The organism is Streptosporangium sp. LJ11, from assembly GCF_051918945.1.
Taxonomy (GTDB): Bacteria; Actinomycetota; Actinomycetes; order Streptosporangiales; family Streptosporangiaceae; genus Streptosporangium.
Map to the genome: position 1 here is coordinate 216,792 of NZ_JBPXMB010000016.1, position 20,415 is coordinate 237,206.

The 20,415-nt window shown below is 71.3% G+C and carries 20 protein-coding genes; 4 read left to right on the forward strand and 16 right to left on the reverse strand.

Annotated features, from left to right (window positions below):
* Nucleotides 1-39: 39 nt before the first annotated feature.
* The 13 genes from ACTOQ3_RS24240 to ACTOQ3_RS24300 form a co-directional block, all read right to left on the reverse strand.
* Entirely contained in the window at nucleotides 40-1,383 is a 1,344-nt protein-coding gene (locus ACTOQ3_RS24240; RefSeq protein ID WP_440085619.1) for a PhoH family protein, read from the reverse strand.
* A gap of 221 nt (nucleotides 1,384-1,604) precedes the next feature.
* A complete protein-coding gene (locus ACTOQ3_RS24245) occupies nucleotides 1,605-2,372 on the reverse strand; it encodes an isoprenyl transferase (RefSeq protein WP_344750149.1) in 768 nt (255 codons plus the stop codon).
* A gap of 79 nt (nucleotides 2,373-2,451) precedes the next feature.
* Nucleotides 2,452-2,928: a hypothetical protein gene (locus ACTOQ3_RS24250; protein ID WP_440085620.1), complete on the reverse strand. Its 477-nt coding sequence runs from the start codon at nucleotides 2,926-2,928 to the stop codon at nucleotides 2,452-2,454.
* An 88-nt stretch (nucleotides 2,929-3,016) separates the two neighbouring features.
* Nucleotides 3,017-4,024 carry a DUF7064 domain-containing protein gene (locus ACTOQ3_RS24255; protein ID WP_440085621.1) on the reverse strand — a complete coding sequence of 336 codons (1,008 nt, stop codon included), beginning with the start codon at nucleotides 4,022-4,024 and terminating at the stop codon, nucleotides 3,017-3,019.
* A gap of 145 nt (nucleotides 4,025-4,169) precedes the next feature.
* Complete coding sequence (locus tag ACTOQ3_RS24260) at nucleotides 4,170-4,952, reverse strand: TIGR04222 domain-containing membrane protein (protein ID WP_440085622.1); 783 nt, start codon at nucleotides 4,950-4,952, stop codon at nucleotides 4,170-4,172.
* Between the two features lie 194 nt (nucleotides 4,953-5,146).
* Nucleotides 5,147-5,686 (reverse strand): hypothetical protein, encoded by a 540-nt coding sequence (locus ACTOQ3_RS24265; RefSeq protein WP_440085623.1) that lies wholly within the window; start codon nucleotides 5,684-5,686, stop codon nucleotides 5,147-5,149.
* Entirely contained in the window at nucleotides 5,679-6,494 is an 816-nt protein-coding gene (locus ACTOQ3_RS24270; RefSeq protein WP_440085624.1) for a DUF692 domain-containing protein, read from the reverse strand. Before ACTOQ3_RS24270 ends, ACTOQ3_RS24265 begins: the two co-directional genes overlap by 8 nt.
* 89 nt (nucleotides 6,495-6,583) lie before the next feature.
* Entirely contained in the window at nucleotides 6,584-7,546 is a 963-nt protein-coding gene (locus ACTOQ3_RS24275; RefSeq protein WP_440085625.1) for a TIGR04222 domain-containing membrane protein, read from the reverse strand.
* Between the two features lie 414 nt (nucleotides 7,547-7,960).
* Entirely contained in the window at nucleotides 7,961-9,760 is a 1,800-nt protein-coding gene (locus tag ACTOQ3_RS24280; RefSeq protein ID WP_440085626.1) for a phosphoenolpyruvate carboxykinase (GTP), read from the reverse strand.
* Nucleotides 9,761-10,050: 290 nt separating this feature from the next.
* Nucleotides 10,051-10,578, reverse strand: coding sequence for a hypothetical protein (locus ACTOQ3_RS24285; RefSeq protein WP_440085627.1), 528 nt, complete (start codon nucleotides 10,576-10,578; stop codon nucleotides 10,051-10,053).
* A gap of 132 nt (nucleotides 10,579-10,710) precedes the next feature.
* Entirely contained in the window at nucleotides 10,711-11,985 is a 1,275-nt protein-coding gene (locus ACTOQ3_RS24290) for a C40 family peptidase (protein WP_440085628.1), read from the reverse strand.
* Between the two features lie 199 nt (nucleotides 11,986-12,184).
* Nucleotides 12,185-12,685 (reverse strand): transcription elongation factor GreA, encoded by a 501-nt coding sequence (greA, locus tag ACTOQ3_RS24295; RefSeq protein WP_344750139.1) that lies wholly within the window; start codon nucleotides 12,683-12,685, stop codon nucleotides 12,185-12,187.
* 112 nt (nucleotides 12,686-12,797) lie between these two features.
* On the reverse strand, nucleotides 12,798-13,226 hold the full coding sequence (locus ACTOQ3_RS24300; protein WP_440085629.1) for a DUF4307 domain-containing protein: 429 nt from the start codon (nucleotides 13,224-13,226) through the stop codon (nucleotides 12,798-12,800).
* Nucleotides 13,227-13,452: 226 nt separating this feature from the next.
* On the opposite strand from ACTOQ3_RS24300, the gene mca reads away from it, so the two are divergent.
* From mca to ACTOQ3_RS24315, 3 genes are all read left to right on the forward strand, one after another.
* On the forward strand, nucleotides 13,453-14,349 hold the full coding sequence (mca, locus tag ACTOQ3_RS24305; protein ID WP_440085630.1) for a mycothiol conjugate amidase Mca: 897 nt from the start codon (nucleotides 13,453-13,455) through the stop codon (nucleotides 14,347-14,349).
* Between the two features lie 34 nt (nucleotides 14,350-14,383).
* Entirely contained in the window at nucleotides 14,384-14,584 is a 201-nt protein-coding gene (locus ACTOQ3_RS24310; RefSeq protein WP_440085631.1) for a hypothetical protein, read from the forward strand.
* A gap of 101 nt (nucleotides 14,585-14,685) precedes the next feature.
* On the forward strand, nucleotides 14,686-15,003 hold the full coding sequence (locus tag ACTOQ3_RS24315; protein ID WP_440085632.1) for a GNAT family N-acetyltransferase: 318 nt from the start codon (nucleotides 14,686-14,688) through the stop codon (nucleotides 15,001-15,003).
* 154 nt (nucleotides 15,004-15,157) lie between these two features.
* Here ACTOQ3_RS24315 and ACTOQ3_RS24320 read toward each other — a convergent pair whose 3' ends face one another.
* The 3 genes from ACTOQ3_RS24320 to ACTOQ3_RS24330 all read right to left on the reverse strand — a co-directional run bounded on the left by ACTOQ3_RS24320 (nucleotide 15,158) and on the right by ACTOQ3_RS24330 (nucleotide 17,899).
* Nucleotides 15,158-16,318 (reverse strand): hypothetical protein, encoded by a 1,161-nt coding sequence (locus tag ACTOQ3_RS24320; RefSeq protein ID WP_440085633.1) that lies wholly within the window; start codon nucleotides 16,316-16,318, stop codon nucleotides 15,158-15,160.
* A 217-nt stretch (nucleotides 16,319-16,535) separates the two neighbouring features.
* On the reverse strand, nucleotides 16,536-17,405 hold the full coding sequence (locus ACTOQ3_RS24325; protein WP_440085634.1) for a cytochrome c oxidase assembly protein: 870 nt from the start codon (nucleotides 17,403-17,405) through the stop codon (nucleotides 16,536-16,538).
* Nucleotides 17,363-17,899: a DUF2243 domain-containing protein gene (locus ACTOQ3_RS24330; RefSeq protein WP_440085635.1), complete on the reverse strand. Its 537-nt coding sequence runs from the start codon at nucleotides 17,897-17,899 to the stop codon at nucleotides 17,363-17,365. Before ACTOQ3_RS24330 ends, ACTOQ3_RS24325 begins: the two co-directional genes overlap by 43 nt.
* 347 nt (nucleotides 17,900-18,246) lie before the next feature.
* On the opposite strand from ACTOQ3_RS24330, the gene ACTOQ3_RS24335 reads away from it, so the two are divergent.
* Entirely contained in the window at nucleotides 18,247-20,301 is a 2,055-nt protein-coding gene (locus tag ACTOQ3_RS24335; RefSeq protein WP_440085636.1) for a thioredoxin domain-containing protein, read from the forward strand.
* Nucleotides 20,302-20,415 lie beyond the last annotated feature (114 nt).

The window sequence follows — 20,415 nt, forward strand, 5'->3', positions numbered from 1 at the left end:
CCCGCGACCGCGCTCCGGCGGTGGCGTCGGGACGCCCCGTCACATCGTGATGTCCTCCAGCATCTCGGTGACCAGCGCCGCGATCGGCGAGCGCTCCGAGCGGGTCAGGGTGACGTGCGCGAACAGCGGGTGCCCCTTGAGCTTCTCCACCACCGCCACGACGCCGTCGTGGCGGCCCACCCGCAGGTTGTCGCGCTGGGCGATGTCGTGGGTGAGGACGACCCGGGAGTTGGCGCCGATCCGGCTCAGCACGGTGAGCAGCACCCCGCGCTCCAGCGACTGCGCCTCGTCCACGATGACGAAGGCGTCGTGGAGCGACCGGCCGCGGATGTGGGTGAGCGGGAGCACCTCCAGCATGCCCCGGTCCATGACCTCCTCGATCACCTCGGGCGTGGTGACCGCGCCCAGCGTGTCGTAGACCGCCTGCCCCCACGGGCCCATCTTCTCGTTCTCGGAACCGGGCAGGTAGCCCAGCTCCTGGCCGCCCACGGCGTACAGGGGACGGAAGACGATGACCTTGCGGTGCTGGCGGCGCTCCAGGACCGCCTCCAGGCCCGCGCAGAGGGCGAGCGCGGACTTTCCCGTGCCCGCCCGGCCGCCCAGCGAGACGATGCCCACCTCGGGATCCATCAGGAGGTCGAGCGCGATGCGCTGCTCGGCGGAACGGCCGTGCAGGCCGAACACCTCGCGGTCGCCGCGCACCAGCCGCACCGACTTGTCGGGCAGCACCCGGCCCAGCGCGGAACCCTTGCTGGACAGCAGGCGCAGGCCCGTGTGGGCGGGCAGGTCACGGGCCTCGACCATGTCGGCCGTGCCGTGCTCGAAGAGGGTCTCGACGTCCTCCGAGGTCACCTGGAGCTCGTCCATGCCGGTCCAGCCGGACTCCACCACGAGTTCGGCGCGGTACTCGTCCGCGGCGAGCCCGATGGAGGCGGCCTTCACCCGCATCGGCAGGTCCTTGGAGACCAGCACCACGTCCGCGCCCTCCGCGGCGAGGGTCTTCGCCACGGTCAGGATGCGGGTGTCGTTGTCGCCGAGCCGGAACCCGACGGGCAGGATGGACGGGTCACTGTGGTTGAGCTCGACCCGGATGGTGCCCTCGCCGATCGGCATGGGCTCGTCCAGTCGTCCGTGCGTCACCCGGAGTTCGTCGAGGGACCTTAGCGCCTTGCGCGCGAAGTATCCGAGCTCTGGATGATGGCGTTTGCCCTCCAACTCGGTGATGACGACGATCGGGATGACGACCTCATGCTCGGCGAAACGGCTCATCGCCGTTGGATCCGCCAGGAGCACCGAGGTGTCCAGGACGTACGTGCGCCGCTGCACTGCCGGCGACGTGGGTGAGGACGAAGGGTTTGCCACGCGTTCTCCCCCGGGCGCCATGGACGGCGCCCTGCCATGAGCTGGGATGCGGACCGGCCCCGGGCCCGCTCACGAGAACGTCGAGCAGGGACCGTTGACCGGCCCTCCTCAGCAGGTCGTGACGCAAAGGCGGGCCCTCTCCGGCGTAGGTGAGCTGTGCTCTCCTACTTCTTACGGTACGTCCTGAATGCCCGACTTCCAACTGCTTAAGACTGACCGAAAGGGGCCGTTCATGTGGAGTTTCAGGAACCGTACCTGCGGTGCCGCGCGGCGTAGGAGCGGAGAGCCCGCAAGAAGTCGACCCTGCGGAAGTCAGGCCAGTAGGCCTCGCAGAAGTAGAATTCGGAGTGAGCGCTCTGCCAGAGCAGGAAGCCGGAGAGCCGCTGCTCTCCCGAGGTCCGGATGACCAGATCCGGGTCGGGCTGACCGCGCGTGTAGAGATGCTCCGCGATGTGCTCGACATCGAGGACCTCGACAAGGTCCTCGATACTCGCGCCCTTGCTCGCGTGCTCCTGGAGAAGGGAGCGCACCGCATCAGCGATCTCACGCCTTCCTCCATACCCAACAGCAACGTTCACAATCAAACCGGGACGATGTGATGTCGCTTCTTTTGCGTTCTTGAGGACACGGGCCGTGTGATCGGGCAGAAGATCGAGCGCGCCCATGGGCTTGATGTGCCATCCGTCGGCCACGAGCTCCTGGACGACGTCCTCGATGATCTTCATCAGGAGATCCAGCTCGTCCTTGGAACGGTTGATGTTGTCGCTCGACAGCAGCCACACGGTGACGACCTCGACACCGGCCTCGCGGCACCAGCCGAGCAGCTCCGAGATCTTGTCGGCGCCCTTGCGATGCCCGCGGCTCACATCGTCGATGCCCATCGAGCGCGCCCAGCGCCGGTTGCCGTCGACGATCACGCCGACGTGCCGGGGAGCCATCTCCCGCTGACGGGACAGCTTCGCCTCAAGCCTGCGTTCGTACACCCGGTAGACGAGATCGCGCACGCCCATTGAAGCCCCTCCCTCAGCACCCGCCACGAATGGGCACTGACAGGCAATTATCGCCGCCCCGCGGACCCCTCCGCCCCCTCTACAGGGTTCCGGCGGGCTTGCCCGGCTTGCGGGCCCCCAGGCAGTCCTCGGCCTCCGCGACGAGCGCCTCCACGAAAACACCCAGCTCAGAGGATGTCAGAACGGCGCGCATCCCCATCCCGCCGCCGCCCCATGCCTCCAGGAAGGCCCTTCTGGTGAGCCGCCACTCCCCGCCGGGCCCCCGCAGCCCCGGGACCCAGACCGGGATGGTCCGCAGCTGGCAGCGGAGTTCGCCGCCGCCGACGACACCGTTCCTGGCCCGGTAACGAAAGGCGAACAGTTCCGTGTCGCCGGGAAAGCGGTCGTCGGGGTCGGGCCACCGTGCCTCGTGGCCCGCGCGCGCCTCGGCGACCCCCCGCGCCAGCCGGGTGAGGAACCAGCCGCACCGCTCGCCCACCGTCCCGTACAGCGCGCCGTCGCGGTGCAGCTGCAGGGTGATCTCGTACGGTGTGCCGACACTGTCACGGCACGCCACCGGCGTAACAGTCAGATAAGAACCATCAAGACAACGCAGTCCCCCCACCTCAGAGAGGGTATCCCTGGCCCAGTCCGCCAAAACACGATCAACGCCATCCATGTCCCCGCCAGCCGGGCGGCTGATGCCATTCGGTCCAGCCGTACCCGGACCGCCCGTCCTCGGCCTCGAACCGGCACAGGGCACGCGGGAAGCGGGCAACCTCCCCGTCGGGGGACGTCATGTCGACCGGGGCGAAGGCGAGCGGGACGACCGTCATCGGCATGCCGGGCACCTCCAGCCGCGCCCCGGACGGGAAGCCGTCCGCGCCGAACTCGCTCGCCGCGGTGAAACCCTCCCGCTCCTCGGTCGCCCCGCCCGGCGGGACGGTGAAGCACGGCCAGGGCATCTCGAAGCCGACGTTGGCGCGCATGCCGTGGAAGAACGTGCCGTCGTCGAGCCGCCCCGAGCTCCACAGCCACGACATCCGCCACCAGTCGCGCTCCCCCCAGCTGTGGTCGCGCTCGCCGTACCCGGAGAAGGCGATCTCCTCACCCCCGCCGACCCGAATCGTCCCCGCGACCGCGCAGGGGATCTCGTACCGGGACATGAAGCGGTACGGGTACGGATCGCCGCCGCTCCGCCACTCCAGGTCGAACGCGAGCGAGGTCGTCTCGGCGCCCCCGAGGTCCCCGTACGCCATGGCGGGGTCGTCCAGGACGGCCGCCGCCCCGGCGTCGAGGGTCACCCGGAAGGACCGCATGGGGTCCGTCACGTCGTGGACGGCCCGGAACCCCCCGCAGCCCTCGCCGCGCACCGCGAGGACCCCGGGACGCGTCCCCGCCCCGTCCTGCGCGGGAGGACCGGGGACGGACAGCGGGACGTGGTGGTCGGCCAGCAGCACCGCGGGCCGGTCCCTGCCGACCAGACACGCCCAGTACCAGGCGCGGTTCCAGTTGGGATACAGGCCGAGCCGGACGTAACCGGCGAGCGAGCCGTCCTCGGCCGCGAAGTCGAGATAGACGGACTCGCTCCACAGCGGCTCGGGGCCGGCCGGGTGCGGCCCCTCGTCCTCGGGCCGCAGCGGCCATGTCTCGTGATCGACGAACTTCCCCACGGTCACTCCGATGCAGGCGCCCGATCATGGGTCGGCACGTGCCGGCCGGCGTGGATCGACCGGCGTGGATCGACCGGCACGTGTCGGCATGTGTCGGCATGTGTCGGCCCAACCTAACCGACCGCGCCCCGGCCGGACAGGATCCTCAGGAGCTGCCGCCGCAGCCGCCCCCGCCCCCGCAGCCGGAACCCGAGCCGGAATCGGAGCCGCCGTCCCCACCCCCGCCGCCGAAGAAGCCGTAGGAGGCACCCGCCGAGGCACCGGAGGCGCCGCGGCGGCGGGAACCGCGTCGGGGCGCGGGAGGCGGTGGCGGGCCGTCCATGGACAGGATGGCCGACAGCCGTCCGTCCTCCCACTGCTTCAGGCCGTGCAGGGCGACGCCCAGGATGTTCAGCTCGTCGTGGTCGACGTGGCCGCCGCCCCGGGGCGGCAGGGACCTGTCCTCGCGGTGGCGCAGGCGGTGGTGGGCCAGCGCGGTCTTCCCCGCACGGTTGGGGTGGGTGGGGTCGGCCCGGCCGGAACCGGGCGCGTCGATCAGCCCCAGGTCCCTCAGCCGCGCGATCAGCATGGTCACCGCGGCCCCCCGGGCCACCCTGTCCCTGATCACCCAGACCGGCACGCCGCCCCCCTGCCCCCTGAGGTGGTCGAGAATCTCGGTCTGCACCGGCTGGGTGAGCACACCGACCTGGCCTGACACCTGCGTCAGCCGCCCGTCGCGCCGCGCCCTGACCGCCCCTGTCGCGGTCAGCGAGGCCAGTGCGGTGTCGACCACCCTGGGCCGGCCGCCCGCGAGCAGCGCCAGCTCGTACGGCGTCAGCTCGGGCCCCTCGTAGACGCGCGGGGGGCGCACGGCCAGGCGCAGCGCGATCAGCACCGCCACGCCCAGAAGCGCGAGACCCACCACGACGATGATCTGTACGGTCTGCATGACGGCCTCCGGGATGACGTCCCTGCGCCAGGTTCACTACCCAGTGGACGAACGGGGAGGACCAGAAGTTTCGGCGGCGCCCGGTCCGGCACGCCCGATGTGGGGCGGCACCCGGCTCAGCGCCTCCGGTCCGGCGGCACCCGGCTCGACGCGCGCGGTTCGACGCGGCCGGTTCGACCGGCTCGACGCGCGGTTCAACGGCGTCTGCCGAAGAGCGACCACCGGCGGGGCGCGGGGCCGGGCTCGGGGGTCACGGGCTCCTCCGGCAGCCGTCCCGCCGCGCGGAGGCGGCCGGCGAAGTCGCGGGCGTCGGCGTGGGAGCCGCCCGGCGGCTTGGGGCGGCCTCTCGCGTACGCGTCGAACTCCCCGGCGAAGCCGTCGCCGAGCGACGCGACCAGATCGGGCCGTAGCCTGGCCACCGTCCTGCGCCGTTTGGCGATCAGGCCGGCCTCCTGGACGCGCAGCCGCTCCCGGTCGAACCCCCGCGGCGCCTCCCGCCCGGCCACCAGGGCCGCCACCAGGGCCTCCTGGGCCCTGGCAAGGGCCTCACGCGCCGTGTCACCGGTGCCCGGCTCCCGGTGCGTCCCCCGCCCCTCCCCGGCCTCCAGCGGCTCTCTCGCGGCCTCCCGCTCCCTGGCGATCTCTCGAACCCCCTCGACGGCTGCCCGCCCCTCGTGGCCGCCCGGCTCCCGTACCCGGCCGGTGGCGTCCCCGGGCACCGCGTCGTCAGACACGGGCCATCGCGCCGCGGATCCGGTCGAGCTCCCCCTCCAGGGCGCCGTCGCTGGGGTAGTCGTCGTCCCATTCGAGCAGCACACCGGGCGGATCGACCCGGGCGCACAGCTCGGAGAGGATGTCCAGCACGTCCTGCGGGACGTGGGCGGTGTGGGTGTCGTGCCACAGCCCCTGGCGGAAGTGGCCTCCGGCGACGTGGACGTAGGCCAGCTCGGACAGCGGGAGGCCGTCCAGCGCGGCGGTGGCCGACAGGCCCAGGTTGACCTGGTTCGTGTAGAGGTTCGCCACGTCGATCAGGAGCCCGACGCCGGTCATCTCCACCAGTTCGCCGAGGAAGGCCGCCTCGGTCATCTCGTCCTCCGGCCAGCCGAACAGGGCCGCGACGTTCTCCAGAGCCAGCGGTACGGGAAGCGCGTCCTGCGCCCGCCTCACGTTCTCGGCGACGACGGAGAGCGCGGCCCGGGTGCGCGGGACCGGAAGCAGGTGCCCGGCCTCCATCCCGCCCGCCCGTACGAAGGCGAGGTGCTCGCTGACCAGCGGCGCGTCCAGGGCGCGGGCGCAGTCCGCCAGGTGCGCCAGCCGCCGCGGGTCGGGAGGCTCGGCGCCGCCGATGCCCAGCCCGACACCGTGCGGGATCACCGGAACCCCGCGGGCGCGGAGCACCCGCAGCGACTCGGGGAGCCGGGCGGGGCCGATGTTCTCGGCGATGACCTCGACGAAGTCGACCCCGGGCAGCCGCTCCACGGTCAGGTCGATCTCCGGCCGCCAGCCGATGCCCACCCCCAGCGCCGGAGACTCAGCCGCCATCGGAGGCGTCCCCGTTCCGGCCTGCCCGCCGGGCCGCCACCGCCCCTCCGGTGGCACCGGCCGTCCTCACCGCCGGGGCCGGATGCCGCTCACCCACCGCAACCGCCACCGCCGCACCCTCCGCCGCAGCTGGACCCGCCACCGCCGTCACCCGACCCGCCGGAGTCACCCCAGCCACCGGAGCCGGAGTCACCGCCACCGCCGAAGGAGGAACCGTCCCCCGAGCTCGAACCGCCGCCGCAGGCGCCCGTGGCGCAGCTGCTCGAACCGCCCGCTGCCTGGCGCTGGAGCTCCTCCTCCAGGCCGGGCTCGTTGAGCTCGCTCAGGCCGTACAGGGCGACGGGGATGCCGACCGCGAAGGCGAGATCAGGCGCGACGGGGCGGGCACCCCGCGCGTAGGTCCGGCGGGCGGAGGCGAGCACCTCGTGGCCGGCGTGACTCAGAACGTCGCGCAGCGCCCGCTTCTGCCGCGCGTAGACGGAGAAACCACCGATCACCGAGAACATGCCCACCAGCAGCGCGAAGGTGCCGAGTCCCCCGGTGGCCCCCGCGAGCAGGATGCCCGCCACGACGATCACCTCGATGATCGAGGTGATCTGGAGCCGGCTCAGCAGCACCTGAGCGTGGTCGAGCGCGCCCTCGGGCACCAGCAGGCCGAGCCCCAGCAGGCGGTAGCGCAGGCCGTCGACGCTCTGCCCCTCGGCCACCGCGCGGCGGACCTCGCCCACCGGGGCCGAGCCTCCGCGCAGGTGGAGCGACTCCATGACGGCGTACTCGATCGGGTCGGGAGACGGCTGGGCCCCGGCGACCAGGCTGGCCTGACCCCCTCGCGAGATCCGGATCGCCCCGGCCCTGGCCAGCAGGCCGAGCGCGGTGTTGATCACGCGGCGCGGCCCTCCGGAGAGATAGGCGAGCTCGTACGGGTTCGGTGGCCCGCCGTAGTGGCCGATCATGGCCGAGCGAACCCGGCGGTGCTCGCGGTGCAACGCGAAGGCCGTGGAGAGGATGACCAGGCCGACGACGAAGGCGATGACGAACAGTGAGAACCCCATGTCCGCCTCCTTGGGGGGAAAGGTGGGCCACAGGAGTGACGTCCCGTGTACCCAGGTAGACGCGCACAGCCTGGCAGAAGTTTCACCCGACTTCGACGGCGACCCGGTGAGATGTCGGTCACCAGGCGAAACACATGTCACCGGCCCCGGCGCGGCCGGAGCCGGTGGCCTCGGACGCGCCTTTCCCCGGCCCGGGTGCCCGGCCCGGCGATCACCCCAGACGGACACCCGATCCGGCCCGGCGATCGATTCAGGCGGACACCCGATCCGGCCCGGCGATCGATTCAGGCGGGCGCCCGGTCAGGTCCGGCGATCGATTCAGGCGGGCGCCCGGTCAGGTCCGGCGATCGATTCAGGCGGGCGCCCGGTCAGGTCCGGCGCTCGATCCAGGCGGGTGCCCAGCCCGGGCGGCACTCAGCCCAGGCGGGCGACGAGGGCCTCGTACTCCTCCCAGAGCTCCTTGGGCATGTGGTCGCCGAAGGTCTGGAAGAAGGCGGGCATGAGCGACGCCTCCTGCCTCCAGATCTCCTCGTCGACGCTCAGCAGTGTCCGCATGTTCTCCTCGGAGACGTCGAGGCCCTCGGTGTCGAGCTGGGCGGGAAGCAGGCCGATGGGGGTCCGTACCGCCTCCGCCCGGCCGTTGAGGCGGTCGACGATCCACTTGAGCACGCGGGTGTTCTCGCCGAAGCCGGGCCAGATGAACCTGCCCTCGTCGTCCTTGCGGAACCAGTTCACGTAGTAGATGCGCGGCAGCCGGGCGTTCTCCCGCCGGCCGATCCTGAGCCAGTGGGCGAAGTAGTCGCCCATGTTGTAGCCGCAGAAGGGCAGCATCGCGAACGGGTCGCGACGCAGCTCGCCGACCTTGCCCTCGGCGGCGGCGGTCTTCTCCGAGGCGATGTTGGCCCCTACGAAGACGCCGTGCTGCCAGCTCGTCGACTCCGTGACCAGGGGGACCGCGCTGGCCCGGCGCCCGCCGAACAGGATCGCGGAGATCGGCACCCCCTCGGGGTCCTGCCACTCGGGGGCGATCGTCGGGCACTGCGCGGCCGGGACCGTGAAGCGGGCGTTGGGGTGCGCGGCGGGCTCGCCGGAGTCCGGCGTCCAGGCGCGGCCCTTCCAGTCGGTCAGGCGCGCCGGGGGCCGGTCGGTGAGCCCCTCCCACCACACGTCGCCGTCGTCGGTGAGGGCGACGTTGGTGAAGATGCTGTTGCCCCAGAGCGTCCTGATCGCGTTGGCGTTGGTGGCCTCACCGGTTCCGGGGGCGACGCCGAAGAAACCCGCCTCGGGGTTGATGGCGCGCAGCCGCCCGTCGTCGCCGAAGCGCATCCAGGCGATGTCGTCGCCGATCGTCTCGACCTTCCATCCGGGAAGGGTCGGCTGGAGCATGGCGAGGTTCGTCTTCCCGCAGGCGCTCGGGAAGGCCGCCGCGACGTAACGCGTCTCCCCGGAGGGCGGGGTGATCTTGAGGATGAGCATGTGCTCGGCCAGCCAGCCCTCGTCACGGGCCATCGTGCTGGCGATGCGCAGGGCGTAGCACTTCTTGCCGAGCAGGGCGTTGCCGCCGTACCCGGAGCCGTAGGACCAGATCTCGCGGGTCTCGGGGAAGTGGCTGATGTACTTGGTGGGGTTGCACGGCCACGGCACGTCGTCCTGGCCGGGCTCCAGCGGGGCGCCGACCGAGTGGACGGCCTTGACGTAGCCGCCGCGCTCCTCGATGAGCCGCAGGGCGTCGTCGCCCATGCGGGTCATGACGCGCATGGACACGACCACGTACGGCGAGTCGGTGATCTCCACGCCGAGCTGGGAGATCTCACCGCCCAGAGGCCCCATGCAGAACGGCACCACGTACATCGTCCGGCCGCGCATGCTGCCCTTGAAGATCTCGCCGAAGGTACGGCGCATCTCGGCGGGGGCGATCCAGTTGTTGGTCGGTCCCGCGTCCTCCTCACGCTCGGAGCAGATGTAGGTCCGATCCTCGACCCTGGCGACGTCGCCGGGGTCGGAGGTGGCGTGGAAGCTGTTCTGTCGCTTGGCCAGACGCGTGAACGTGCCCTGCTCGACCAGCAGGTTCGTCAGGCGGGTCCATTCGGCCTCGGAGCCGTCGCACCATTCGATCCGGTCCGGCCGGGTCAGCGCGGCGATCTCCTTGACCCACCCGGCAAGCTCCTCGTGGCTGGTCGGGCTGACGGCGGTGACATCTACGGTAACGGACACTGCTGGGGCTCCTTTACACTTCTCCGGGCCAAAACATCATTGACGAACGAACCGCGCTCAATCCAATTGGCATAGACCAGTGAATTCGCACGATCACGCGTCATGGCGCTTCAGGCCCGGCGCCTCCCACGGCGTATGGCCTGGCAGGAGACGCAAGGTTTTGAAACCCCTACCCAAAAGAAGTGAATCTAAAAAAGCCGCATCGGCAGTGGTATAGGCCAATGAGAAAGGTCTAAACCAATCGGCGAACAGGTTCAGACCAATTCATTGGTCATTTCCGCTGCCCAGGCTCAGGAATTCACGTCCGGACCCGCCGCCCGGACGCGATCGACGTGCTGGAGCGCGTCCCTCAGATCCGCCAGCCAGGTGTCGGTGTGGTTGCCCACCAGGCGCACGCACCAGGCGAGCGCGTCACTGCGGCTGCGGGCCACCCCGGCCGCGACGAGGGTGTCGAGCACCTGACGCTCCGACTGCTTGAGCCGGGTCATGACAGGCACCGAGAGTGTGGTGAACATCACTGTCTTGTCGCCGACGGCGACTCCCCAGGAGACCTTTCTGCGGAAGCGCTGCTCGGCCTCGAGCGCGATCTCGACGCGCCGCTCCCTGGTCTCCTCGCGGAAGCGCAGGATGCCGCCCTCCATGGCGGCGGAGTGCTCCACCTCCGAGACGTCGTCATCGAGCACGGGAGCCCGGAGCCTGCCGACCACCGCGATCTCCTCGCGGTCCAGCACGATCTCCACCCCGCCCTCGAACCACTCCTCGGGCAGCCTGCCCGCGAACCAGCCGCGCAGCTTCGCCACCGCTTCATCTTTTCCCATGTAATTTAGATTACAACGCTTCACCGAACGAGGCCAGCATCGCGCCGCGCCGAACGCGGGCAGCCGAAACCCCGCGGGAACACGGGGAAACGCGGGGGAACGTGCGGGAGGCGTGGAAACGGAGGACGCGGGCTAGCGGACCCGGGCGGCGACCTGCGGGCTGATCCGTACGGCCCCGGCGAAGTTGCGGGTGGTGACGGGGACGAGCTTGACCACGTCGCCGGTCCTGGGGGCGTGCAGCATCTTGCCGCCTCCCCAGTAGATGGCCACGTGCGAGACGTAACCGGGGTTGGTGGGGTCGTGCCGCCAGAACAGCAGGTCACCGGGCTGGGCCTCGGAGAGCGGGATCTGGGGACCGGAGACGAACTGCTGGTGCGTCACCCGGGGCACCTTGATCCCCGCCTGCGCGTACGCCCACTGGACCAGGCCCGAGCAGTCGAAGGTGTCAGGACCCTCGGCGCCCCACACGTACGGGCGGCCGAGCTTGCCGATCGCGGCGGTGAGCGCGGTCGTGACCTGAGGGGCGGTCATGAAGGAGCTCGCGGACCAGGTCACGGTCTTGCCGGTGGTCTCGCCGGCGGTCTTGCCGGGGGCCCTCAGCACCGGGTTGATCATCGCGACCTGCGACCCCTTGGGAAGGTTGCGCAGGAGGGTGAGACGCAGCTTCGCGGAGTCGGCCCTCGGCGCGCTCACCACGAGCGCGTTGTTCTCCGGGATGCCCAGCGTGCGGGCGGTCGGCCGGGAGACCACGGCGTCGATGGCGCCCATGCCCATCGTGGCGTAGGCGCCCACGCGCAGGTTGCGCCCGGCGGTGGTGAAGGTCTTGCCCAGCGGCATGCCCCCGTCGTTGCCCAGGACGAAGGAGACGGCGACCTCCCCCGCCGAGACGTTCCGCCAGAGCCTGTCGGAGCGCGCGGTCGGCTTGGGGGTGTACGCGCGGAACGTCGAGGGGTTCACCCCGAGCGTCTGCACCGGCTTGCCGTCCAGGATCACCTCCGCGGCGTCGGCCCGCTCCACCGCCCGTACCCCGGGCAGCTGGGCGATCCTGGCGACCACGGTCGCGCTGAGCGGCCGGTGCGCGACGACGAACAGGTGCGGCTGCCGCATCGAGGTGAGCGGTGCCACCGGTTCCGGTGCCGCAGGCCCGCCCTGGGCGGGCTTCGCCACCTGGGTCGGCAGCGTGGCGACGGACCTGCGCATCGTGACCGTCTCCGGCTCGGCCTCCGGCATCTGGGCGAAGACCATCAGGCCGGTGGCCAGCACGCCGACGAGCAGGACGGCCAGGACGGGGACGACCCGCCTCATCAGGCGGGCGGTGCGGTGGCTGTAGCGGAGACGGGGGCGGTAGGCGAGATCCTGCCGGGCCTCCCGGATCAGGTCGGAGACACGTGGCCGCCGATCGAACACGACATCTCCCCTTCCCCGCGGACTCCAGCCCTACGAGGGTGCCGTAGAGCGCCCTCCAATGCACGCGAACCCATCGAAAAGCGCCCTATCTGCAATGTGGCCGCACGACTTACGAAACCCTGCCAAATCCTCTGACACACGGCAATCCGCCGGGACACCCGTCCCGGCGGATCAGCGAATCGATCGGAGTATGGGGAGGTCAGTTGCCGATGTACGGCACGGCCTCGAGGATCTCGACCGTGTTGGAGCGGCCGTTCGGCATCGTGTAGGTCGCCTTCTCGCCGATCTTCTTGCCGTTGATCGCCGCACCGAGCGGCGACTTGGGCGAGTAGACGTCGATCGGGGCGCCGCTCTCCTCACGGGAGGCCAGCAGGAAGGCGACCTCCTCGTCATCGCCCTCGAAACGGACGGTGACCGTCATTCCAGGACCGACCACACCTTCGGTGCGGGGCGCCTCGCCGACCTTGGCACTGTCGAGGATCTGGCGGAGGTGGAAGATGCGGGCCTCCATCTTGCCCTGCTCGTCCTTGGCGGCGTGGTAGCCGCCGTTCTCCTTCAGGTCACCTTCCTCGCGTGCCGCCTCGATCTTCTTGGCGATGTCGACGCGCCCGGGCCCCGAGAGGTGCTCGAACTCAGCCTTCAGGCGGTCGTACGCCTCCTGAGTGAGCCAGGTGACGCTCTCGCTGTGGGAGTCGGCCACGGGTTCTCCTTGCTTCCTCGGGGGCTTCGTGCTTGGTGCTTGGGGGGCTGCGGTCGGTTGAATTTCGAAAGGCTAACAAGTTAACCCCTCGACCGCCTCCCCAAATGTCTCACTATACGAGATAGCAGTACTGGACATGGCCGGAAGTGGCCCGAGCACTGGTCTCTAGCCGTTCGGTAAGCCGAACATACCCCTCACCAGCCGGAATATTGACCTCCTTGCTGCCGACCTCGACGTGGCTGACGTCCGTGGCCCGCAGGCGGCAGAGCGCCGCGCGATCGGATGGTTTGACCACTTCGAAGGTGATCTGCAGAGAATCGCCGCGGGTGGCATCGAACGCGATGACCTGGTCGATGACCTCCGTGTTGCCCTTCGCCGCCCACATCACGTAGCCCCATCCCCCTGCGCACACGGCGCAGAGGATCGCGATCACGACATGCACGACGAAGCGCCCCCTGCGCTCCGGGCGGTCGGGAAAGTCGCCCGGGGTGCCGAGGACAGGACCGTCCTGACGGCCCTTCTCGGCTTCGCTGGTGGCCATGACGGAATCTCCCTGCACTACCTCGGTGTTATCCGAGACAATTGTCCCCTGCGGGGGCCTCGCCCTCGCGACCGCCCAAGAGAAACTAACCTCTCCCTAGAGTGACGTAAGCCGAGGGCGCGCGGGGCACCACGTCGAGCGGAGCGGAAGACACGGCCAGGCGGGCCGTCCGCGAGGCGACCGGCGACGATCCGACGCGCGACCGACATAAGGAGACACCGAGCCCGTGAGTGCACCGCTCAGGCTGATGGCCGTTCACGCGCATCCCGACGACGAGTCGAGCAAGGGCGCCGCCACCATGGCGCGCTACGTGGCCGAGGGCGTGGACGTGCTGGTCTGTACGCTCACCGGAGGCGAACGCGGGTCGATCCTGAACCCCAAGATGGAGCGCCCGGAGATCCTCGAGAACATCGGCGAGGTCCGGCGCCTGGAGATGGAGCGCGCCCGGGAGATCCTCGGCGTACAGCAGCGCTTCATGGGGTTCGTCGACTCCGGCCTGCCCGAGGACGAGAGCGAGCCGCTGCCCGAGGGCTGCTTCGCGCTGCAGCCGCTGGAGATCGCCTCGGAGCCGCTGGTGGCGGCCGTCCGCGAGTTCAGGCCGCACGTGATCCTGACCTACGACGACGACGGCGGCTACCCGCACCCCGACCACATCATGACCAACCGCGTCTCGGTCGAGGCCTTCGAGGCGGCAGGCGACCCCGACCGCTATCCGGACGCCGGCGAGCCCTGGCAGCCCCTGAAGCTCTACTACCACATGGGTTTCACCAAGGACCGGTTCGAGGCGCTGCACGAGGCGATGAACGACCGCGGCATCGGCTCCCCGTACGCCGAGTGGATCTCCCGCTGGGAGGACCGCCCGCAGAAGTGGCCGGTGACCACCCGCATCCCCTGCGGCGACTACTTCGAGGTCCGCGACGAGGCGCTGCTCGCGCACGCCACCCAGGTCGACCCGGACGGCTTCTGGTTCGTCTGCCCGCGCGACCTTCAGCGCGAGGTCTGGCCGACCGAGGACTACCACCTGGCCCGTTCGCTCGTGGACGTCGAGCTTCCCGAGGACGACCTGTTCACCGGTGTCCACGCGGATGTCCCGGCGGACACGGTCTCGCACGCCTGCCACTGACGCGACCATGGGGTGACGGTGGCAGACTTGACATGTGATTGCATTCGACACCGTCACCAAAGGTGACGTCAGCCCGGGTCTCCTGGGTTTCCTCGTCGTGGCCGGCCTGGGGTTCGCCCTGTACATGCTGGTCAAGTCGATGAGGAAGCAGATCTCCAGGATCGAGGTCCCCTCCGAGGCCGAGCTGAGGGAGCGGAAGGACGCCGGCACCACCACGACGCCGACCGCTCCCTAGCCCCGGCCCCGCCGGATCCACGGTCCCGCCCGGCCACCGCGCGACACGCGCGAGGGGCGGGATCAGCCGAGCCGAAATCCCGAGAGCGAGCGAGAACGACCATGGCCGACGACATCGAGGTCTCCGACAACCCCGAGGCCTCCCGCTTCGAGATCCTGCTGGACGGCGGGGTCGCCGGGTTCGCCGCGTACCGCCTGCGCGCCGGAAAGATCTTTTTCACCCATACCGAGATCCTCCCCGAGCACGAGGGCAAGGGCCTGGGCAGCCGGCTGGCCTCAGCGGCTCTCGACGCGAGCCGCTCGTCCGGCCGGTCGGTCGTGCCGCTCTGCCCGTTCATCGCCCGCTACATCCGGCGCCACCTCGAGTACAAGGATCTGGTCCCCGAGGGCTACCTCGACCTCCTCGACGAGGAGGCCTGACCTTACGGCTCCCGCCCGGAGCCGCGCGGGAGCCGGACCGTCCGCCGACCGGCGGACGGCGCCGTCACGGGCCGTCGTCAAGGACCGCCGTCACGAAGCGCGCCCCCGGATCGGGACGCCTCACCGGCCTCTTCGGGCCGTACGGGAACGCCCGTCAGTCACCGAGGGTGTCCGTCGAGGACCAGGCGCGCTCCAGCGCCCTGGGCAGCCCCCAGCGGCCCAGCGAGGTGAGCACCTCGGTCCTGTCGACGATCCCGAGGCACGCCCAGAGCGGGGTGACCGAGCTGAAGAGCGTCTCGGCCGCCTCCAGGTCCTCCGGCTCGTCCAGATCGACGTCGATGTCCTCCGATTCGGCGATGAGCCTGGCGATCCGCTCGGGCGACGCCAGCACCCCGGGGCCGCGCCTGGCCAGGGCGGCGACCACGGCCAGCCAGTCGGCGTGATGGATCGCGCACAGGGCGGCCAGCACCGAGTCCTCGTGGCTGAGCTCCCCGTCCAGGTCGGAGAAGACCTCCAGCCGGTCCTCCTCCTCGGGCAGGTCGGAGATCGGCCCCGCGATGCCCGCCGTGACGGTCAGCCAGAGCTCCTCGTCGTCGGCCGGCAGCGGCTCCCCCTCGTACCCGGCGCAGGCCCGCAGCACGTTGCCGGGATAGCCGGGCCTGCCCAGCACCTCGCGCAGCCGGGTGGCCGCGGCGTGCAGCTCCCTGACGGGCCGCTCGGGCTCGGGCAGCTCGGCCAGGATGCGCCGCAGTTCGGCCAGCGCGAACGCCTCCTCCTCGTCCCAGGCGGCGAACAGCTCCTCGTCCTGCTCGTCGGAGACCGCGGTCCCGGGGATCCGCCCGTCGGGCAGCGGGCCGGTGAGCCAGCGCTCCTGGAGATCCGCGTAGGCCTCCCTGGCCTGCTCGTCGCCCCGGGCGAGCGCGTCCGGATCGATCTCCCCGGCGGCGACCCGTTCCTCCAGGTAGGCGACCAGCCCGTGGAACATCTCCTCGCCGACCGGTCCTCGCTCGTCCTCCTCGGGCCAGACGAAGAAGCTCGGGGTGAGCAGGAGCGGCTCGGTGCCGGTGGACTCCAACCAGCGCTGCACGTCCCCCACGGTCGCGCCGCCGGACTCGATCGCGCTGAGCGTCGCCTTCGCGGAGTCCCAGAAGGGCACCGACAGCGGGTTGCCCGCTGCCAGCATCGCCCGCCTCAGATCGGGCAGCGCCACCAGTGCCACGCCGGACGGCACGGCGAGCAGCGCACGGGCAACATCACGCCGGGTCAGCTCGGAAGCCGTCCTTCCGGCGTGCACACACACGAAGTCGAGATCCACGCCCAGTGAGCCTACGCCGGAAGAGCGGTGAACACACCTTCCCGCCCGGTGTCACTCTCGCGTACCCGAGGCACCGCGTCCGTCAGGGGGGAGCCGCGGGAGCCGTACGGCACGCTCCTGCGAACGCGCGAAGGACCCACCGGCCACCGGCCTCCGCCCCTGGCTGGTTCCCTCCCACGTTCGGGAGAGAGACTTGGGGAACGGCCCGGGAGCGGGGTCAGGAGATCCCGGACGCGGCGGCCGGAGCGTGCGTCCCGCGCGGGGCGGTGGTCCGGACGGGGCGCCAGGTGCTCACCAGCGCGAAAGCCAGCAGCAGTTCGGCGATGTCGCCGCCGTAGTACATGATCTCCGCGGCTCCGCGCAGCTGCGCGACCGGCACCGGCACGTCGACGACGAGCCCGGCGTACATCAGCTGCGACAAGGTGGCGTGTACGGCGATGGCCACCCCCAGCACGACCAGCCGCAGGGGGACCGGCGGGCGCCGCGGCGCCGGGTCGGGACCGGCGATCACCCAGGCGAACAGGTATCCGGACAGCAGGAAGTGCACGTGCACCAGGTGGTGCGGCAGCGCGCCGGTGGAGGCGATCCGATACAGCGGGGTGCAGTACAGCGCCACCATGGCGCCCACGCTGAGCAGCAGCGCGATCCACGGGTCGGCCACCAGGCGCATCGCCCGGCAGTGCAGCACGGCGACGAGGCGCCGTCCGTGGACCGGCGGCAGCGAGCGCAGCAGCAACGTCACCGGGGCACCGAGCACCAGGCCCAGCGGCGCCAGCATGCCGATCAGCAGGTGCTGCAGCATGTGCCCGCGGAAGTCCGTCTCGGCGAACGCGGCGACGGGCCCGGTCACGGCGGCGGCGAGCAGCGCGACGCCCGCGAAGAAACCCGCCGTCCGCCACCGGCTCCAGCCTCTGGGCTCGCGACCGCGCCGCACCGCCAGCAGCACGTACCCGCCCGCCACCACGGCCAGGACCGCCGGCGGCAGCGCCGCCACCAGGCCGCCGCCGTGCTCGTGGACCTCGTGGGCCTCGGGCGCCAGGACGATCATGACGTCGGTGCGGCGGGGGCGCGCCCGCCCTCGTCGCACAGCTCGACCGGGCCGCCGCCACGCTGCAGCAGCCACCCGCCGGCCACCAGCGCCGCGCCCAGGAGCAGGAATCCCAGATCCCACCAGGTCTGGTACGGGCCGGTCCGCACGTGGTGGATGCCCAGCAGATGGTGATCGATGATGCCCTCCACCAGGTTGAACGCCCCCCATCCGACGAGGATCCAGCCCCACAGCTCCCGAGATCTCCACACCCGGCCGCGGGAGTGCAGGACCCGCGAGTACAGCAGGCCGAGACCGATCAGCACCGCCAGCCAGGTGAACGCGTGGAACAGCCCGTCCCACAGCGTGTTCATCCGCAGCCCGGGAACGGTGTCCGCCGGGTAGTACCTCACCCCGATGTTGTCGGTGTTCGTGCTGGTCAGCATGTGGTGCCACTGCAGGATCTGGTGCAGCAGGATGCCGTCGACGAACCCTCCCAGCCCGATGCCCAGAATCGTTCCCGGCACGGCGATCCGCCCGGCGCCGCTCCGCACAGCCGACCTCTTCACCATCATGGCCCCCTTGTTCCCGGCTCGCGCCCGGCCAGTCCTGTCCGCCCGCGTACGGGTCGGGCCGGTCCGGAGCCGCGTGCCGCCCGCCGAGGAGAAGGGGCACCTCGGGGTCCCCCGGCAAACCCCACCAGAGCCACCGGCGGGCGTACGGGAGCGACGCACCCGCGCACGCCATCCGCGGCCTAAAATTTCGGCCGCCCGCCCATGCTCGCGGCCCCGTCCCTCTCTCGGTTTAGTGTGAGAAGGACCGTGTGGGTACAACCGCGACGCGCGATCTCCGCGCACCTCGCGAGGAGGACGCACGCACCGCGTACGCAGGAAAGGTCGTTATGAACCGCTTGAAGGACGCGACGAGCCCCTATCTGCTGCAGCACGCGGACAACCCCGTCGACTGGTTCGAATGGGGCGAGGAGGCGTTCGCCGAGGCCGTCCGGCGGAACGTGCCGCTGCTGATCAGCGTCGGCTACTCGGCGTGCCACTGGTGCCACGTGATGGCCCACGAGTCCTTCGAGGACCGGGCCACGGCCACGCTGATGAACGAGCGCTTCGTCAACGTGAAGGTCGACCGCGAGGAGCGGCCGGACGTCGACGCCGTGTACATGGCGGCCACCCAGGCCATGACCGGCCAGGGCGGGTGGCCGATGACGGTCTTCGCCACCCCGGAGGGCCACCCCTTCTACACCGGTACCTACTTCCCCAGGCAGCAGTTCCAGCGGCTGCTGGCCGGGGTGTCGGGCGCCTGGACCGAGGAGCGGGAGGCCGTGCTGGAGCAGGGCTCGAAGATCGTGGAGGCGCTGAACGAGCGGTCGGCGCTGCCGTCCGGGCCGCTGCCCACGCCCGACACGCTCACCCGGGCCGTGCACAGCCTGGCCGAGTCCTTCGACCCGGTCCGCGGCGGCTTCGGCGGAGCACCCAAGTTCCCGCCGTCGATGGCCCTGGAGTTCCTGCTGCGCTACGGCGCGGCGGCCACCGGGACCACGCGGGACATGGGGGACGGGGAGCGGCGGGCGACCGCCGACGCGGCGACGTCCATGGCCGGGCGGACGCTGGAGGCCATGGCGCGGGGCGGCATCTACGACCAGCTCGGCGGGGGGTTCGCCCGCTACAGCGTGGACGCCGAGTGGGTGGTCCCGCACTTCGAGAAGATGCTCTACGACAACGCCCTGCTCCTGCGGGTCTACACGCACTGGTGGCGCTCCACCGGCTCCGCCCTGGGCAGGAGGGTGGCGCTGGAGACGGCCGACTGGCTGCTGGCCGAGATGCGCACCCCCGAGGGGGGTTTCGCCTCCGCCCTGGACGCCGACAGCGAGGGCGTGGAGGGCAAGTTCTACGCCTGGACCGGTGAGGAGATCCGCGAGGTCCTCGGCGAGGAGGACGGGCTCTGGGCGATCGAGCTGTTCGAGGTGACCGGGACGTTCGAGCACGGCACCTCGGTGCTGCAGCTCCTCGCCGACCCCGACCCCGGCGACGCCGAGCGGTTCGCCCGGGTCCGCTCCGCGCTGCTGGCCGCGCGGGCCCGCCGGGTACGGCCGGGACGGGACGACAAGGTGGTGGCCGCCTGGAACGGCCTGGCCATCGCCGCCCTCGCGGAGACCGGTGCCCTGTTCGAGCGGCCGGACCTCGTCGCGGCGGCCCGCGAGGCGGCCGTGCTGGTCGACGAGCTCCACCTGGACGGCGACCGGCTGCTGCGCACCTCCCGCGACGGCAGGGCGGGGGCCAACGCCGGAGTCCTGGAGGACTACGGCGACCTCGCCGAGGGCCTGCTCGCCCTGTACGGGGTGACCGGGGAGGTCCGCTGGTTCCGGCGGGCCGAGGCGCTGCTCGACGCCGTCCTGGCGCGGTTCTCCGACGGCTCCGGCGGGTTCTACGACACCGCCGACGACGCGGAGCGGCTCTTCCAGCGCCCGCGGGACGCGACCGACAACGCCACCCCGTCCGGCCAGTTCGCCGCCGCGGGCGCGCTGCTCTCGTACGCCGCGCTGACCGGCTCGGCCCGGCACCGGGAGGCGGCCGAGGCGGCCCTGGGCACGGTCACCGTGCTGGCCGACAAGCACGCGCGGTTCGCCGGTTGGGGGCTGGCCGCGGCCCAGGCGGCGCTGTCCGGCCCGATCGAGGTCGCGATCGTGGGCCCGGCGGGCGATCCGGCGACGGCGGCCCTGCACAGGACGGCCCTGCTGTCACCCCTGCCCGGTCTGGTCCTGGCGCTCGGCGAGCCTGATCCCGCCGGTGCCGATGCCGATGCCGGTGCCGGGGAGGTCCCGCTCCTGGCCGGCAGGGGCCTGGTGGGCGGCGAGCCCGCGGCCTACGTGTGCCGTGGCTTCACCTGCAGGATGCCCGTCACCACCCCGGCGGCCCTGCGAGCCGAGCTGGCGGGCGGAGCGTAACAACCCGGGCGTGACAAACCGGGCGCGACGGACCAGGCGCGATGGACCGGGTGGCCGTCGGAACCGGGCGGGGACCGCCGGAGCGGCCGGGGTCCGTCGTCCCGAACGCCGGAG

Coding starts and splice junctions, on each gene's coding strand:
- ACTOQ3_RS24245 (WP_344750149.1), bottom strand. CDS start 2,372: ATGGGCGTGCGCGATCTCGTCTACCGGGTGTACGAACGCAGGCTTGAG.
- ACTOQ3_RS24315 (WP_440085632.1), top strand. CDS start 14,686: ATGGCCGACGACATCGAGGTCTCCGACAACCCCGAGGCCTCCCGCTTC.
- ACTOQ3_RS24260 (WP_440085622.1), bottom strand. CDS start 4,952: ATGCAGACCGTACAGATCATCGTCGTGGTGGGTCTCGCGCTTCTGGGC.
- ACTOQ3_RS24275 (WP_440085625.1), bottom strand. CDS start 7,546: ATGGGGTTCTCACTGTTCGTCATCGCCTTCGTCGTCGGCCTGGTCATC.
- ACTOQ3_RS24285 (WP_440085627.1), bottom strand. CDS start 10,578: ATGGGAAAAGATGAAGCGGTGGCGAAGCTGCGCGGCTGGTTCGCGGGC.
- ACTOQ3_RS24270 (WP_440085624.1), bottom strand. CDS start 6,494: ATGGCGGCTGAGTCTCCGGCGCTGGGGGTGGGCATCGGCTGGCGGCCG.
- ACTOQ3_RS24240 (WP_440085619.1), bottom strand. CDS start 1,383: ATGGCGCCCGGGGGAGAACGCGTGGCAAACCCTTCGTCCTCACCCACG.
- ACTOQ3_RS24335 (WP_440085636.1), top strand. CDS start 18,247: ATGAACCGCTTGAAGGACGCGACGAGCCCCTATCTGCTGCAGCACGCG.
- ACTOQ3_RS24300 (WP_440085629.1), bottom strand. CDS start 13,226: ATGGCCACCAGCGAAGCCGAGAAGGGCCGTCAGGACGGTCCTGTCCTC.